The following is a 15,974-nucleotide window of genomic DNA, read 5'->3' as shown; positions in this document are numbered from 1 at the left end:
GGCGGGTCGCGGAACCGCGCGCATATCCATGATCATCACCAGTCTGCTCGACACCGACCTGTACAAGTTCACCATGATGCAGGTGGTGCTGCACCAGTTCCCGGGCGCGCAGGTCGAGTACCGCTTCAAGTGCCGCAACCCGGGCGTGGAGCTCGCGCCCTTCGCGAGCGAGATCCGCGACGAGATCCGCGCGCTGTGCACTCTGCAGTTCCAGGATGCCGAGCTGGCCTACCTGCGCTCGATGCGTTTCATCAAGAGCGATTTCGTCGATTTCCTGGGCCTGTTTAGGCTCAACGAGAAATACATCCGCGTGAGTGCGCTGCCTACGGGGGAGATCGACATCACGATCACAGGCCCCTGGCTGCACACCATATTGTTCGAGATCCCGGTGCTGGCCATCGTCAACGAGGTGTACTTCCGCAACACGCAGAAGGTGCCCGACTTCCCCGAGGGCCGCAGGCGGCTCGATGCCAAGATCGCGCAGCTGCAGGCCAGCGGGCTGGAGCGGCTGAAGATCGCCGACTACGGCACGCGCCGGCGCTTCTCCCGCGCCTGGCACGAGGAGGTTTTGCGCGTGCTGTGCGCGCGCCTGGGGACCGATGGCCGCGGCGACGGCGACGCCGGGCGGTTCGCGGGCACGAGCAACGTGCTGTATGCGATGAAGCTGGGGGTGACGCCGCTGGGCACCATGGCCCATGAATACCTGCAGGCCTGCCAGTCGCTGGGCCCGCGGCTGCGCGACACCCAGGTGTTCGGCTTCGAGATGTGGGCCAAGGAATACCGCGGCGACCTAGGCATTGCGCTGTCGGACGTCTACGGCATGAATGCCTTTCTGCGCGACTTCGACCTGTATTTCTGCAAGCTGTTCGACGGCGCGCGCCATGACAGCGGCGACCCATTTGCCTGGGGCGAGCGCCTTCTGCAGCACTATCGCGACAACCGCGTCGATCCGCTGACCAAGACGCTGATCTTCAGCGACGCGCTCACCGTGCCGCGCATCATCGAGCTGTTCCAGCGCTTCCACGGGCGCTGCCAGCTGGCCTTCGGCATAGGCACGAACCTGACCAACGACCTGGGCTGCGAGCCGCTGCAGATCGTCGTCAAGATGACGCGCTGCAACGGCCAGCCCGTGGCCAAGCTCTCGGACGCGCCCGGCAAGAATATGTGCGACGACGAAAAATACCTGGCCTACCTGCGCCAGGTGTTCGACATCCCCACCCCCGCATGAGGGGGCGGATTCCCGGAACAAAGCAAAGGACCCAAGGAGGGAGATTCATGAAGGTTTTCCGTATGCTGGCGCTGGCCATGGCATGCATGGCTTCGCCGCTGGCCATGGCGGCGGACATCGACGGCAGCCGGCTGTCGGTGCTGTGGGGCGTGCCCTTTGCCGGCATCCTGCTGTCGATCGCGCTGCTGCCGCTGCTGGCGCCGATGTTCTGGCACCACCATTTCGGCAAGGTGGCCGCGGCCTGGGCGCTGGCCTTTCTGGTTCCGTTCGCCTTCGTGTACGGGCCGGGCGCGGCGGCGGCGGGCTTCGTGCATGCGCTGGTGGCCGAGTACATCCCGTTCGTGATCCTGCTCACGGCGCTGTTCACGGTGGCGGGCGGCATCTACATACGCGGCAACCTGCACGGCAGCCCGGCGCTCAATACGGGACTGCTGGCCGTGGGCGCGGTACTGGCGAGCTTCATGGGCACGACGGGCGCGTCCATGCTGCTCATCCGCCCCTTGATACGCGCCAACGACAACCGCAAGCACGTGGCGCACGTCGTGGTGTTCTTCATCTTCATCGTCTCCAATGCCGGCGGCTCGCTCACGCCGCTGGGCGATCCGCCGCTGTTCCTGGGCTTTCTCAAGGGCGTGGACTTCTCCTGGACCGTGCGGCACATCTTCCCGGATACGCTGTTCCTCGTCGGCGTGCTGCTGGCGCTGTTCTATGCGTTCGACAGCTGGTACTACCGGCAGGCGGGCGAGGTCGGCCGCAGCGACCCCACGCCCGATTCGCCGCCCCAGGCGCTGGGCTTCGACGGCAAGGTCAACTTCGTGCTGCTGCTGGCCGTGGTGGCGCTGGTGCTGCTGAGCGGCGTTTGGAAGTCCTCCGTGGAATGGGTGATCGCCGGTACCCCCGTGGGCCTGCCGGGCCTGGTGCGCGACCTGGGGCTGATCGTGGTCACGCTCGTGTCGCTGGCCCTCACGCCGCGCCAGGTGCATGCGGACAACCAGTTCGGCTGGGGCCCCATGCAGGAGGTGGCCAAGCTGTTCGCGGGCATCTTCCTGACCATCATCCCCGTGATCGCCATGCTCAAGGCGGGTGTCGATGGCCCGTTCGGCGCGATCGTCTCGGCCGTCACGCGCGCGGATGGCTCGCCCGACCCGGCCATGTACTTCTGGGCCACGGGCGTGCTGTCGTCCTTCCTGGACAACGCGCCCACCTACCTGGTGTTCTTCAACACGGCCGGGGGCGACCCGGCCACGCTCATGACCACGCACGCGGCCACGCTTGCGGCCATCTCGGCGGGCGCCGTGTTCATGGGCGCCAACACCTACATCGGCAACGCGCCCAACCTCATGGTCAAGGCCATCGCCGAGGACCGCGGCGTGAAGATGCCGAGCTTCTTCGGCTACATGCTGTGGTCCGGCGCCATCCTGGTGCCGCTGTTCGTCGCCATGACCTTCATCTTCTTCTGAACAAAGGACAAGCCCCATGCCCGAGCCCCGCATCCTGGTCACGCGCCGCATCTTTCCAGAGGTGATCGAACGCCTTTCGCGGCATTTCGAGGTCGAGTCCAACCCGGACGACGTCCTGTGGACGCAGGCCGAGCTGGCCCAGCGCATGGCTGACAAGGACGGTGCCTTCACCACCGGCAGCCACCGCATCGACAAGGCGCTGCTCGCGGTCAGCCCGCGCCTGAAGATCGTGGCCAACATGGCCGTGGGCTACAACAACTTCGACGTGGAGGCGATGACCGCCGCCGGCGTGCAGGCCACCAACACGCCCGACGTGCTGACCGAGACCACGGCCGACTTCGGCTTCGCGCTGCTCATGGCCACGGCGCGGCGCATCACCGAGAGCGAGCATTACCTGCGCGCAGGCCAATGGACGCGCTGGAGCTACGACATGTTCGCGGGCGGCGAGGTGCACGGCAGCACCCTGGGCATCCTGGGCATGGGCCGCATCGGCCAGGGCATCGCCAGGCGCGGCGCGCACGGCTTCGGCATGGACGTCATCTACCACAACCGCTCGCGCCTCTCGCCCGAGCTGGAGGCCGAGTGCAAGGCGCGCTACGTGGGCAAGGACGAGCTGCTCGCGCAGGCCGACCACCTCGTGCTGGTGCTGCCGTACACGCCCGAGTCGCACCACGCCATCGGCGCGGCCGAGATCGCGCGCATGAAGACCACGGCCACGCTCATCAACATCGCGCGCGGCGGCATCGTCGATGACGCGGCGCTGGCCGAGGCGCTCAAGGACAGGCGCATCGCCGCCGCGGGCCTGGACGTGTTCGAGGGCGAGCCCAGCGTGCACCCCGGCCTGCTGGAGGTGCCCAACGTGGTGCTCACGCCGCACATCGCCAGCGCCACCGTGGCCACGCGGCTGGCCATGGCCAACCTCGCGGCCGACAACCTGATCGCTTTCTTCGAGAAGGGCGCGCCGCTCACGCCCGTGAACCGCATCGCGTCCAGGTGAAATACAAGCCAAAAAGGCCTGTGGCGCTTTTCTGGAAAGCGCTGGCAGCTATCGAATCAATAGTAGAACAATCTTGAGCACCGAACTCCTGGCCGTGCTGGCCGCCATTCTGTCGATCGTCCTGGCCCTGGGGCTGGGCCTGCTGTGGGGCGCGGCGCGCGCGCGGCGCGAGGCCGAGGCCGGGCGCGAGCAGGCCCTGGCGGCGGCGCGCGCCGAGGCCCAGGCCGAGGCGCTCGCGCGCATCGCCGCGGCGCAGGAGCGCGTGCGCGGGCTGGAGAGCGAGCGCGCCGGCCTGCAGGCCGAGCTGCAGCAGCTCAAGGCCCAGGCATCGGCCTGGCGCGAGGCGCTGGACACGGCGCGCGACGAGCGCGCCCAGATGGCCGAGCGCGCCGCGCGCGTGCCCGCGCTGGAGGCGCAGCTGCAGGAGCAGGGCCAGCTCGCCCAGGCGCTGCGCCAGCAGCTGGCCGCGCTGCAGGCGCAGGCCGCGGCCCAGGCCGCGCAGGCCGATGCCGAGCGCCGCGCGGCGCAGGAAAAACTGGCGCTGCTCACCGAGGCGCGCGAGGCGCTCACGCACCAGTTCAAGAGCCTGGCCAACGACATCCTCGAAGAGAAGGGCAGGCGCTTTGCCGAGCAGAACCAGCAGAGCCTGGGCCAGCTGCTCGACCCGCTGCGCACGCGCCTGGCCGAGTTCCAGGGCAAGGTCGAGCAGTTCTACGACGCGGAAGGGCGGCAGCGCTCGGCCCTCGCGCAGCAGGTGCACCAGCTCATGGGCCTGAACCAGACGCTGAGCGAGGATGCGAAGAACCTCACGCAGGCGCTCAAGGGATCGACGAAGGCGCAGGGCAACTGGGGCGAGCTGATCCTGGAGCGCGTGCTCGAATCGGCCGGGCTGCGCAGGGGCTTCGAGTACGACGTGCAGGAGAACCACCTGCGCGACGACGGCTCGCGCGCCCAGCCCGACGTGGTCATCCACCTGCCCGAGGACCGGCACCTCGTGGTGGACGCCAAGGTTTCGCTGCTCGCCTACGAGGAGTGGGCGACCGGCGACGACGAAACGCTGCGCGCCGCCGCGCAGCGCCGCCACCTCGACTCGGTGCGCCAGCACATCAAGGGCCTGGCCGAGCGCAACTACCAGCAGCTCTACGGCCTGCAGTCGCTCGACTTCGTGCTGATGTTCGTGCCCATCGAGCCCGCGTTCATGCTGGCCGTGAGCGGCGATGGCCAGCTCTACGGCGACGCGTGGAACAGGAACGTGCTGCTCGTGAGCCCCTCCACGCTGCTGTTCGTGGTGCGCACCGTGGCCCACCTGTGGCGCCAGGAGGCGCAGACCCGCAACGCGCAGGAGATCGCCAGGCGCGGCGCCGAGCTGTACGACCACCTCACGGCCTTCGTCGAGGAGCTGGAGAAGGTGGGCAAGGGCCTCGCGCAGGCGTCCGACGCGTACCACCGCGCCTTCAACAAGCTCAGCAAGAGCCGCGGCAACGTGATCCGCCGCGCCGAGATGCTCAAGGAACTGGGCATCAAGCCCGCCAAGGCGCTGCCGCCCGCGCTGGTGGAGGCGGCCCGGGAAGGCGATTCCGAGGAAAATACCGCTGCAACGCTTGCCCAGCCTGCGCTAGGCGCTTCTGAAGATGTAGCAGAAGAAGGGCCGAGCGGAAAGGGCGCCGCGTGAACTGGGCCCTGGCGCGCCTGATCGCCGGACAGATCTGCATCCACGCCTGCATGGCCGGCATGCGCATGGCCGCGCCGCTGCTGGCGCTGCGCCAGGGCTACAGCGCCGCGGCCGTGGGCGTGCTGCTGGCGCTGTTCGCGCTCACCCAGGTGTTCCTGGCGCTGCCGGCGGGGCGCTATGCCGACCGCCACGGCCTCAAGCGCCCGGTGCGCCATGCGGTGGTGGCGGCCGTGCTGGGGGCGGGTGGCGCGTTCGCCTGGCCCGTGTTCCCCATGCTGTGCGTGGCGGCCCTGCTCACGGGCGGGGCCACGGGCGCGGCCACGATCGCGCTGCAGCGCCACGTGGGCCGCGCCGCGCACGACGCCACGCAGCTCAAGCAGGTGTTCAGCTGGCTGGCCATAGGGCCGGCGGTGTCGAACTTCCTGGGGCCGTTCTGCGCCGGCCTGCTCATCGACCATGCGGGCGCGCAGGCCGGCGGCACCGGCGGCTTTCGCGCGGCGTTCGCGCTCATGGCCGTGCTGCCGCTGGCCACCTGGTTCTGGGTGCGCACCGCGCAGGAGCTGCCCAGCGTGATCGCCGCGGCCGGCGGGCCGCGCCAGCGCGCCTGGGACCTGATGGCCGACGTGGGCTTTCGCCGCCTGCTCATCGTCAACTGGCTGCTGTCGTCCTGCTGGGACGTGCACACCTTCGTCGTGCCGCTGCTGGGCTACGAGCGCGGGCTGTCGGCCTCGGTCATCGGCTCCATCCTGGGCGCGTTCGCCATTGCGGCGGCGCTGATCCGCGTGCTCATGCCGCTGGTGGCCGAGCGCCTGCGCGAGGCCACCGTGGTGACCTGGGCCATGGGGATGACCGCGGTGCTGTTCGCCGTCTACCCGCTGCTGCCCACGGCCCTGGCGCTGGGGACGTGCTCGGTGCTGCTGGGGTTCGCGCTCGGCTCGGTGCAGCCCATGGTCATGAGCCTGCTGCACCAGATCACGCCGGCCCACCGCCATGGCGAGGCGCTGGGGCTGCGGCTCATGGCCATCAACGGCTCCAGCGTGCTCATGCCGCTGCTGTTCGGCTCGGCCAGCGCGCTGATCGGCGTGAGCGGCCTGTTCTGGATGGTGGGCGCCACGGTGGGCCTGGGCTCGCGCGTGGCCTGGCGGCTGGGGGACCGTTAGGCCGTAAATACGTTCTAGAGTTCGTAGAAGGCGCGGATGATGCCCCAGGCCTCGGCCGGGTCATCCGTGTAGTGGAACAGCTTGAGGTCCTCGGGCGAGACCGTGCCCTGCTCCACCAGGGCTTCGAAGTTGATGAGCCGTTTCCAGAACGCGGTGCCGAACAGCACGATGGGCGCGGGCTTGGCCTTGCCGGTCTGCACCAGGGTCAGCACCTCGAACAGCTCGTCGAGCGTGCCGAAGCCGCCGGGGAACAGCACCAGGGCCTTGGCGCGCATCATGAAGTGCATCTTGCGCAGCGCGAAGTAGTGGAACTTGAACGACAGCGCGGGGGTGATGTAGCGGTTGCCGCTCTGCTCGTGCGGCAGCGTGATGTTCAGGCCGATGGTGGGCGCGCCGGCCTCGTAGGCGCCGCGGTTGGCAGCCTCCATGATGCCGGGGCCGCCGCCCGTGCAGACGTACAGGCGCTCGGCGGGCGGGCGGCTCAGGCTGTAGTCGGCCACGTGGCGCGCGAACTGGCGCGCCAGGTCGTAGTACTGCGCGTTCTTCACGGCGCGCTCGGCGCGCGCGATGCGTTCGCCGTCGCCGCTGGCCTGCGCCTCGGCAAGCTGCTGGGCCGCGGCTTCGGGCGACACGAAGCGCGCGCTGCCGTACACCACCACGGTGTGCTCGATGCCCTGCGCGGCCTGCTCCAGGTCGGGCTTGAGCAGCTCCAGCTGAAAGCGTATGCCGCGCGTTTCGCGGCGCAGCATGAATTCGGGGTCGGCGAAGGCCAGGCGGTACGAGTCGGGGTGCAGCGGGTTGCCCGCCACGGCGTAGTTGTGCAGCTCGGCCCAGGCGTTGGCCAGGCGGCTGTCTTGGAGGTCGGTGTTGGCTTGCATGGTTGTCGGTGTCGGAGAAAAGGACCTGGCCATGGCCGCTATGGAAGGCGTTGGCGGCGGCACGGGTGGATGGCGGAAATTTTAGTCGGATTGGCCTAAAGCGCTTGTGCATCAAGCGCTGGCAGCTACTCAAATGATAGTTCTCAGGTGGGGCAGAAGCAGGGGCAGGCTGCGCAGCCCGGCCCAGGTCAGGCACAGCGAGCCCGCCACGTGCACGGCGCACACGCCCAGGGCCAGCGCCAGGCGCTGTTCCAGCAGCAGGGTGACGACCTCGGCCGAGAAGGTGGAGAAGGTGGTCAGGCCCCCCAGGAATCCGGTGATGAGCAGCATGCGCCACGCCGGGTCGAGCTGCGGCAGGGCCTGGAACAGCGCCAGGCACAGGCCGATGAGATAGCCGCCGACGAGGTTGGCCGCCAGCGTGCCCCAGGGCAGCAGCGAGCCCTGGGTGTTGAGCCACAGGCCAAGCCGCCAGCGCGCCAGCGCGCCGACGCCGGCGCCTGCGAAGATGGCGAGAGCGTGCAACATCGGCGGCATTGTAGGCAGGCGGATCAGCGCGGGGCGATGCCCTGCCACGCCTGCGCGGCCGCCAGCGCGGTGTGCATCTGCACGGTGTGCGCGAAGCGGAAGGCGTCGCCGCACACGGTCTCGTCCGGAAACTCGGTGACCAGCGTCACCGGCGCGTCGTGCGCGGTCTGCGTCTGCATGCAGGCGATCCCGTGCAGCACCTCGAAGGGCAGCGGGCCCGCGTGGCGCTCGTAGAGCGCGCGCTGGCGGGCATTGAACTCGGCCAGGCCCGGCACCTGCGCGAGCTGTGCGCACACGGCCTCGAGCAGCGCGCGGGCCGGCTGCTGCCAGCCGGCGTGGTGGCGCAGGATGAGGAAGAAGCCCTTGGGACACATCCACTGCTCGAAGCCGCGCGGCACGTAGCCCGACAGCGGCCGTGTCCACTCATGGGCGGGGTAGCCGTGCAGGTTCACGTGCAGTTGCGCGCCGGACAGGGCCAGCGCGGCCTGGCGCGCCTCGCGTTCGAGCAGCGGCGCGGTCTCGCGGTACTCCACGTCGTCGCCCAGCGCCGTGTAGCGCGCCGCGTGGTGCATGTGGCCGGCGTGCCAGGCGCACAGCTCGGCGTGCAGGGCGTAGCCGTCGGGGTTCTCCAGCGCGATGAGCGCGAAGTGCGCGCCGTCCTGCTGGCGCAGCGCCTCGGCGGCGCGCAGCGCGCCGACCACGCCCGAGGTCTCGTTGGCGTGCTGTCCGCCGCTGATGAACACGGGGCACTGCGTGCCGGGGTGGTAGAGCCCCCACACGGTGCGGCCCTGGCGCGTGGGCGCGCTGAAGCGCCGGCCCGGCCAGGACTGCAGGATCTGCGCGATGTGCTCGGGCGCGGGCGCCCTGTCGAGCGACTCCAGCGGCTGGCCGGCCGCGGCGCGCAGCCCCTTCCGGGCCGCGAGCGCATCCTGGGCCGCGGCGTCGAAGGGCTGCAGGCTGACGCGCACGCGCGGCGCGGCGGAGCCTGTGCGGACGTCGGGCACGATCTGGCCGGGCTGCAGCCGCCGGTCGCCCAGGGGGCGGCCGCTGTGCTGCTGGAAAAACTCCAGCAGCGAGAAGTACAGGTCCTCGTGCAGCGCCTCGGCGGTGCTGATGGTCTCGTCGGCCCAGGCGATGGGCTGCTCGAACCCGGGCAGGTCGATGCGCAGCAGCAGGCGCTCGAAATACGGTTCGCCGGGCGGCCAGGGGTGCTCGCGCACGGCCTGCACGGCATGGTGGAAGGCGCGCTCGAAATCCGTGCACACGGCGATGTCGAGCAGGTCGGCCGCGCCCGCCTGCGTGCCCGCGCGCAGCCAGCCGCAGGGCGAGAGCGCGGCCGCGCCCGTGGTGTCGGCGTGGGCGCGGTTGGGCGCCCGGACGCGCTGTTCCAGGCACTGGCCGTCGCGCAGGTGCAGCTGCACGTCGTACCAGGGATTGGCGTCGCCGCGTGGTTCCAGGCGCAGCGCGTCTTCGCCCAACAGGGCCGCCAGCGGGTAGGCCTCCAGGCGGAAGCGCTGCCGCGGGCCCGTCGCGGGAACGGGGTAGCGCACGTGGGCCGCCGCCAGCTGCTCAAGGTTCACGTGGTCGATGAAATGCTGTACCAGGGGCTTGTAGGCGCTGTGAAAGCGCGCATGCACGCCCACGGCCGCCAGCTGCTGCTCGGCCGCAAGGCGCTCGGCCCGGCCCTCAAACAGCCAGCCCTCGACGTGGCGGCCGTGCCAGCGCGGCTGCGAGAAACGCCGCACCCAGGCGTGCAGCGTGCGCTCCAGCGGCAGGTCGAGCACAGTGGAGGCGGTCATGATCAGAAATCGCGCACGTGGTCGTCGGTCGTTCGGCTCAGGTTGGGCGGCACGTTCTCGCCCGTGCGCCGCGCGCGGAACAGCGCGGCGCGCATCAGGAAGATGTTGGTGACGGGCACGGTGACGGCCACGAACAGGGCGATGAGCAGCGCATGCAGCGCCAGCCCGTCGCCCACCGCCGAGAAATACACCAGCGTGGCGTGCATGATGCACCAGCAGCCCAGGGTGGCGATGATGGCGGGAGCGTGCACGCGCTCGAAGTAGGTCTTCAGGCGCAGCAGCCCGAGCGAGCCGAGGAAGGCGATGGCCGCGCCGGCGAGCACCAGCACCGAGACGGCGATGTCGAGCCACAGGGGCAGGGCCTGCGGGGTCATTCGATCACCTCGCCGCGCAGCAGGAACTTGGCCATGGCCGTGGAGCTGGCGAAGCCCAGCAGCGCGATGAGCATGGCGGCCTCGAAGTAGTTGGCGCTGCCGTAGTAGATGCCCAGCGCCAGCATGAGCAGCATGCCGTTGAGGTACATGCAGTCCAGCGCCAGCACCCGGTCCTGCGCGGCCGGGCCCCTGAGCAGGCGCGCCAGGCACAGCACCATGGCCGCCACCAGCAGGAACAGGGCGATGGGCAGGGCCCAGGACAGTATGGGGCTGGTCATTCGAAGATCTCCATCAAGGGGCGCTCGTAGCATGTCTTGACGTGGTGGACGATGGCCTGGGGGTCGTCCACCTCCAGCACGTGCAGCATCAGCATGGAGCGGTCCAGCGACAGCTCGGCCCAGGCCGTGCCGGGGGTGATGCACACGATCATGGCCAGCACGGCCAGGCCGTTGGGGTCGCGCAGCTCCAGCGGAATCTTCACGAAGTCGGGCGGGTGGCGGCGCGTGCCCGGCAGCAGCAGGAAGCGCAGCACGGCGATGTTGGAGCGCGTCGTGTCCACCATCACCCTGAAGCACAGCCGCACCACTGCGCCGAAGCTGCGCACGCGCACCTTCTGCGGGCGCAGCTCGTGGAACATCAGGGGCAGGCCCAGCGCCAGGACCAGCGCCAGCAGCACGTGGCCGGCGCTCATCGACCGGTTGAGCAGCAGCCACATCACGAACAGGCCGAGCGAGACCTGCGGCGCAGGCAACAGCCTTTTCATCATTGCACCGCCCCTCCCGCCTGCACCGCCGCCGCGGGTGCGGGGCGGGGCGGGGCCGACATCACGGCGCGCACGTAGGTGCCCGGCGCGTGCAGGGCGTTGGCCGTGGCCGTGGTGAAGCGCATCACGCCCTCGGCCTGCAGCGTCAGGGTCACGCAGGCGCCCAGCAGCACGGCGATGGGCAGGCCTTCGAGCACACGCAGCTGCGGCATGGAGCGCTCGGGGCTGGCCCAGAAGTGGCGTATGCCCGAGCGCGTGAGGGCCATGAGCGCGAACAGGCCCGTGCCTATCATGAGCGCCAGCAGGGTCCAGCCCACGGGGCCGGGCCGCGTGCCGGCCGACGAGCCCAGGCCCAGCGGGTTGAGCAGGGCCGTGAGCATGGCGAACTTGCCGATGAAGCCCGACAGCGGCGGCAGCCCGGCGATCACCAGGGTGCACATCAGGTAGGCCAGGCCCATGAAGGCGGCGGAGGCCGGGATGACGCGGCCGACCAGCACCTGCTCGTCGTCGTCCAGGTTCAGGCCCGCGGTGGGCACCAGCTCGGGCGAGAGGAACGGGGCGTCGTCGTCGCTCTCGTAGGGGGCCAGCGTGGTGCCGTCGTTGCGCCAGCGGTCTATCAGGTCGGCCAGCAGGAACAGCGCGCCCACCGCCAGCGTGGAGCTGGGCAGGTAGTACAGCAGGCCGGCCGTGAGGGCGTTCTGCCCGAAGCCCGCGGCCGCCAGCAGCGTGCCCGAGGACAGCACGGCCGCGTGGCCTGCCAGGTGGGTCAGGCGCTGCGAGCCCATCATGCCGATGGCGCCGAAGGCCATGGTGGCCATGCCGCCGACGATCAGCCACAGGCTGCCGAACAGGGCCGAGGCGCCGGCTTCCGTGCCGAACATCAGCGTCCACAGGCGCAGCAGCGTGTAGACCCCCACCTTGGTCATGAGCGCGAACAGCGCGCCCACTGGCGCCGTGGCCGCGCTGTAGGCGGGCACCAGCCAGAAGTTCAGGGGCCACATGGCGGCCTTGATGAGGAATGCCGTTGCCAGGATGGCCGCGGCCGCGTGCAGCAGGCCCCGGTCCTCGGCCGAGACATGCGCCATGCCCTGCGCCAGGTCCGCCATGTTCAGCGTGCCCGTGATGCCGTAGAACATCGAGGCGCCGATGAGGAACAGCGACGAGGCCGCCAGGTTGATGGCGATGTAGTGCAGGCCCGACTGCACCCGCGCGCGCCCCGAGCCGTGCAGCAGCAGGCCGTAGGACGCGGCCAGCAGGATCTCGAAGAACACGAACAGGTTGAACAGGTCGGCCGTGAGGAAGGCGCCCGATAGGCCCATGAGCTGGAACTGGAACAGCGTGTGGTAATGCACGCCGGCGCGCTGCCAGCGCGCGCCGGCGAACAGCACCGAGCACAGCGCGACGATGTTGGTGAGCAGCAGCATCAGCGCCGACAGGCGGTCGAGCACCAGCACGATACCGAAGGGCGCCGGCCAATTGCCGGGCAGGTACACGCCCATGCTGGCCGGCGCGCTGGCCTGGTGCGTCCACTGCAGCAGCGCGCTGGCGACCAGCAGGCCCGCCAGCGTGGACAGGACGCTCAGGCCGAACTTCAGGCGCTGCTGCTCCTCGCGCAGCAGCAGCAGGAACGCGGCCGTGAACATGGGCAGCGCTATGGGCGCCAGCATCAGGTGCGGCATGGCCGCGGCGGTGAGCTCGGAGAGATGGCTCATTGGACAACCTCCGTGCTGCGCACTGCGGTGCGAGCCCCCTTCGCAACGGCCGGGCGGGGGCTCATGGCATCTCCTGCTGTTCGCGCGCGTGGGTGCCGTCCACGTGGTCGGTGCCCGATATGCCGCGCGAGGCCAGCAGCACCACGAGGAACAGTGCCGTCATGGCGAAGCCGATCACGATGGCCGTGAGCACCAGGGCCTGGGGCAGGGGGTCGGCGTAGTGCTGCAGGTCCGGCGGCACGCCGGGCACGAGCACGGGCTCCTTGTCCACCGCCAGGCCCAGGCGCCCCATGCTGAAGATGAACAGGTTGACCGCGTAGGACAGCAGCGACAGGCCCATGATGACCTGGAAGGTGCGCGGGCGCAGCAGCAGCCAGACGCCCGAGCCCGTGAGCACGCCGATGGAGATGGCCAGTACGATTTCCATTCAGCGTTGCTCCTGCATGCCGTCGTCGCCGTAGGACACCACGGCCGCCATGGCAAGCTGCTGCTCCTCCAGCAGGCGGGCGTGATGGCGGTGGCTGCGCACCGACTGGTGCGCGATGGCCGTGAGGATGAGCAGCGTCGCGCCCACGACCAGCGAGAACACGCCCATGTCGAAGAACATGGCGCTGGCGACGTGGATCTCGCCGATCAGCGGCAGGCTCACGTGGGCCGTATGGCTGGTGAGGAACGGATAGCCCAGGATCAGCGCGCCCAGGCCCGTGCCCAGCGCCAGCAGCAGGCCCCAGGCGATCCAGCGCCGCGGCAGCAGGGGCAGGTGCGCCTCCACCCAGGTGGTGCCCGAGATCATGTACTGCAGCACCAGCCCGACCGAGAACACCAGCCCGGCGACGAACCCCCCGCCCGGCTCGTTGTGGCCGCGCATGAACAGGTAGAACGCCACCAGCGCCGTGAACGGCAGCAGCAGGCGCACCAGCACGGCGGGCACCATCAGGTAGCCGATGGCGGTGTCGCTGGCGTGGCGCGGGTTCAGCAGGTCGGTCTGCAGGTCGGCGGGCAGGAAGCGCTGCTGCTCCGGCAGGTCCATGGCCTCGCCCGCGGGGCGGAAGCGCCTGAGCAGCGCATACACGGTGATGGCGACGACGCCCAGCACCACGATCTCGCCGAAGGTGTCGAAGCCCCGGAAGTCCACCAGCATGACGTTGACCACGTTGGTGCCGCCGCCCTCGCTGAGCGCGCGCTCCAGGAAGAAGGTGGAGGTGCTCTGCGCGAACGGCCGGCTCATCATGGCCAGCGCCAGCCAGCCCATGCCGGCGCCGGCGATAACGGAGAGGAACAGGTCGCGCAGGCGGCGCGCGCGCGTCAGCGCGGTGCTGGCCTGCAGCGCGGGCAGGCTTTCGTCGCGCTTGGGCAGCCAGCGCAGGCCCAGCAGGATGAGGATGGTGGTCACCACCTCCACCGACAGCTGCGTGAGCGCCAGGTCGGGCGCCGAGAACCACAGGAAGGTGATGGCGGTGCACAGGCCCGCGCCGCCCATGAGCGTGAGCGCCGCCAGCCGGTGGTACTTGGCCTGCCAGGCCGCGCTCACGGCGCACACCATGCCCAGGGCCCAGAGCAGCACGAAGGTGGGCGATAGCGGCAGGGTGCCGCGCTCGCCCAGGTGCATGCCCCGCGTCCACAGCGGCATGGCGGCGCCCGCGAGCGCGACCAGCACCAGCCACAGCATTTGCCACTGCAGGCGCCGGGTGGACAGCAGGCGCCTGCCGCCGCGCCCCAGCAACGTGAGCCGGGTGAGCGCGGCTTCGAAGATGTAGCGCCCGCTGATGCGGTGCATCAGGGGCGGGGCGCTGATGCGGCCGCGGTCGCGCTCCCGGCGCAGCAGCAGGTACAGGGCCGCGCCGCCCACCAGGGCCACGAAGCTCATGACCAGCGGCGCGTTGATGCCGTGCCACACGGCCAGGCTGAATGCCGGCAGGCTGCCGCCCACCACCGGCAGCGCGGCGGCGTCGAGGTAGCGGCCCACCGACCAGGCTGGAAGAATGCCGACAACCAGGCACGCGCAGACCAGCAGCTCGACCGGCACGCGCATCCAGTGCGGCGGCTCGTGCGGCTGGTGCGGCAGGTCGGTGGCCGGCGGGCCCCAGAACACGTCGACGATGAAGCGCAGCGAATAGGCCACGCTGAACATGCCGGCCACGGTGGCCGTGGCCGGCAGCAGCGTGGCGACGAGGGGCGCGGCGTCGATGAACACGGTCTCGGCGAAGAACATTTCCTTGGACAGGAAGCCGTTGAGCAGCGGTACGCCCGCCATGGCCGCGCTGGCCACGGTGGCCAGCGTGGCGGTGATGGGCATCATGCGGCGCAGGCCCGACAGGCGCCGTATGTCGCGCGTGCCGCTCTCGTGGTCGATGATGCCCGCGGCCATGAACAGCGACGCCTTGAAGGTGGCGTGGTTCATGATGTGGAACACGGCGGCCACGGCGGCCAGCGGGCTGTTGAGGCCCAGCAGCAGCGTGATCAGCCCCAAGTGCGAGATCGTGGAGTAGGCCAGCAGGCCCTTCAGGTCGTCCTGGAACATCGCGGCATAGCCGCCGATCAGCAGCGTGGCCAGGCCCGTGCCGCCCACCAGCCAGAACCAGGGCTCGGTGCCGCCCATCACCGGCCAGAAGCGCGCGAGCAGGAACACCCCGGCCTTGACCATGGTGGCCGAGTGCAGGTAGCTGGACACTGGCGTGGGCGCCGCCATGGCGTTGGGCAGCCAGAACTGGAAGGGGAACTGCGCGCTCTTGGTGAAGGCGCCCAGCAGCACCAGCGCCAGCGCGGTGAGGTACAGCGGGTGGTCGCGCACCAGCTCGGCCGCGCCGAGCACGCGGTCCATGTCGTAGCTGCCGACGATGTGGCCCACGACCAGCATGCCCGCGAGCAGGCACAAGCCGCCCGTGCCGGTCACCGTGAGCGCCATGCGCGCGCCGCGGCGCGCGTCCTCGCGATGGTGCCAGTAGCCGATGAGCAGGAAGGAGAACAGGCTGGTCAGTTCCCAGAAGAACACCAGCTGGATGATGTTGCCCGACAACACCACGCCGGCCATGGCGCCCATGAAGGCCAGGAAGAACGAGAAGAAGCGCGGCACGGGATCGGCCGGCGACATGTAGTAGCGCGCGTAGAGCACCACCAGCGAGCCGATGCCGAACACCAGCATGGAGAACATCCAGGCGAACCCGTCCATGCGGATGACCAGGTTCATGCCCAGCGAGGGCAGCCAGGCGACCTCCTGATGCAGCACCCCCCCGTTGGCGACGTCGGGAAAGCACAGCGCCACCTGGGCGGTGCAGGCCAGCGCGACGAGGCCCGCCAGCGTGGACTCGGTGTTGCGCGCGTTGGCGGGCAGCGCGGCCGCCAGCAGGCTTGCGATGAAGGGGAGTGCGACGAGCAGAATCAAGGGCATCTGCGCCGGATTCTAGGG

Annotated in this window: 14 protein-coding genes; 5 read left to right on the top strand and 9 right to left on the bottom strand. The window is 70.0% G+C overall.

From position 1 onward, the window contains the following. Positions 1 to 28 precede the first annotated feature (28 nt). The 5 genes from pncB to ALIDE2_RS16220 all read left to right on the top strand — a co-directional run bounded on the left by pncB (position 29) and on the right by ALIDE2_RS16220 (position 6,517). On the top strand, positions 29 to 1,228 hold the full coding sequence (gene pncB, locus ALIDE2_RS16240; RefSeq protein WP_013518402.1) for a nicotinate phosphoribosyltransferase: 1,200 nt from the start codon (positions 29 to 31) through the stop codon (positions 1,226 to 1,228). Positions 1,229 to 1,275: 47 nt separating this feature from the next. After that, entirely contained in the window at positions 1,276 to 2,688 is a 1,413-nt protein-coding gene (locus ALIDE2_RS16235) for a sodium:proton antiporter (RefSeq protein ID WP_013722596.1), read from the top strand. Between the two features lie 16 nt (positions 2,689 to 2,704). After that, a complete protein-coding gene (locus ALIDE2_RS16230; protein WP_013518404.1) occupies positions 2,705 to 3,685 on the top strand; it encodes a 2-hydroxyacid dehydrogenase in 981 nt (326 codons plus the stop codon). A gap of 73 nt (positions 3,686 to 3,758) precedes the next feature. Then, the gene (locus tag ALIDE2_RS16225; protein ID WP_013518405.1) at positions 3,759 to 5,357 is read left to right on the top strand and encodes a DNA recombination protein RmuC; all 1,599 of its coding nucleotides are present in this window, start codon (positions 3,759 to 3,761) and stop codon (positions 5,355 to 5,357) included. Beyond that, the gene (locus ALIDE2_RS16220; protein WP_013518406.1) at positions 5,354 to 6,517 is read left to right on the top strand and encodes an MFS transporter; all 1,164 of its coding nucleotides are present in this window, start codon (positions 5,354 to 5,356) and stop codon (positions 6,515 to 6,517) included. The genes ALIDE2_RS16225 and ALIDE2_RS16220 overlap by 4 nt, the downstream gene beginning before the upstream one ends. 14 nt (positions 6,518 to 6,531) lie before the next feature. Here ALIDE2_RS16220 and ALIDE2_RS16215 read toward each other — a convergent pair whose 3' ends face one another. From ALIDE2_RS16215 to ALIDE2_RS16175, 9 genes are all read right to left on the bottom strand, one after another. After that, a complete protein-coding gene (locus ALIDE2_RS16215; RefSeq protein WP_013518407.1) occupies positions 6,532 to 7,395 on the bottom strand; it encodes an LOG family protein in 864 nt (287 codons plus the stop codon). Between the two features lie 129 nt (positions 7,396 to 7,524). Next, complete coding sequence (gene crcB, locus ALIDE2_RS16210; RefSeq protein WP_013518408.1) at positions 7,525 to 7,920, bottom strand: fluoride efflux transporter CrcB; 396 nt, start codon at positions 7,918 to 7,920, stop codon at positions 7,525 to 7,527. A 23-nt stretch (positions 7,921 to 7,943) separates the two neighbouring features. Beyond that, positions 7,944 to 9,719: a M14 family metallopeptidase gene (locus ALIDE2_RS16205; protein WP_013722595.1), complete on the bottom strand. Its 1,776-nt coding sequence runs from the start codon at positions 9,717 to 9,719 to the stop codon at positions 7,944 to 7,946. A gap of 2 nt (positions 9,720 to 9,721) precedes the next feature. Beyond that, positions 9,722 to 10,093 (bottom strand): monovalent cation/H(+) antiporter subunit G, encoded by a 372-nt coding sequence (locus ALIDE2_RS16200; protein WP_013518410.1) that lies wholly within the window; start codon positions 10,091 to 10,093, stop codon positions 9,722 to 9,724. Next, positions 10,090 to 10,371 (bottom strand): K+/H+ antiporter subunit F, encoded by a 282-nt coding sequence (locus ALIDE2_RS16195; RefSeq protein ID WP_013518411.1) that lies wholly within the window; start codon positions 10,369 to 10,371, stop codon positions 10,090 to 10,092. The genes ALIDE2_RS16200 and ALIDE2_RS16195 overlap by 4 nt, the downstream gene beginning before the upstream one ends. Then, positions 10,368 to 10,859, bottom strand: coding sequence for a Na+/H+ antiporter subunit E (locus ALIDE2_RS16190; protein ID WP_013722594.1), 492 nt, complete (start codon positions 10,857 to 10,859; stop codon positions 10,368 to 10,370). Before ALIDE2_RS16190 ends, ALIDE2_RS16195 begins: the two co-directional genes overlap by 4 nt. Then, positions 10,856 to 12,568 carry a monovalent cation/H+ antiporter subunit D gene (locus tag ALIDE2_RS16185; RefSeq protein WP_013518413.1) on the bottom strand — a complete coding sequence of 571 codons (1,713 nt, stop codon included), beginning with the start codon at positions 12,566 to 12,568 and terminating at the stop codon, positions 10,856 to 10,858. The genes ALIDE2_RS16190 and ALIDE2_RS16185 overlap by 4 nt, the downstream gene beginning before the upstream one ends. Before the next feature lie 61 nt (positions 12,569 to 12,629). Continuing rightward, the gene (locus ALIDE2_RS16180) at positions 12,630 to 12,995 is read right to left on the bottom strand and encodes a Na+/H+ antiporter subunit C (protein WP_013518414.1); all 366 of its coding nucleotides are present in this window, start codon (positions 12,993 to 12,995) and stop codon (positions 12,630 to 12,632) included. Then, positions 12,996 to 15,956 carry a monovalent cation/H+ antiporter subunit A gene (locus tag ALIDE2_RS16175; protein WP_013722593.1) on the bottom strand — a complete coding sequence of 987 codons (2,961 nt, stop codon included), beginning with the start codon at positions 15,954 to 15,956 and terminating at the stop codon, positions 12,996 to 12,998. Between the last annotated feature and the right edge of the window lie 18 nt (positions 15,957 to 15,974).

This window comes from Alicycliphilus denitrificans K601 (assembly GCF_000204645.1).
Lineage (GTDB): Bacteria > Pseudomonadota > Gammaproteobacteria > Burkholderiales > Burkholderiaceae_C > Alicycliphilus > Alicycliphilus denitrificans.
Note: the sequence above shows the minus strand (reverse complement) of the source record. Positions and strands in the feature narration are given on the sequence as shown.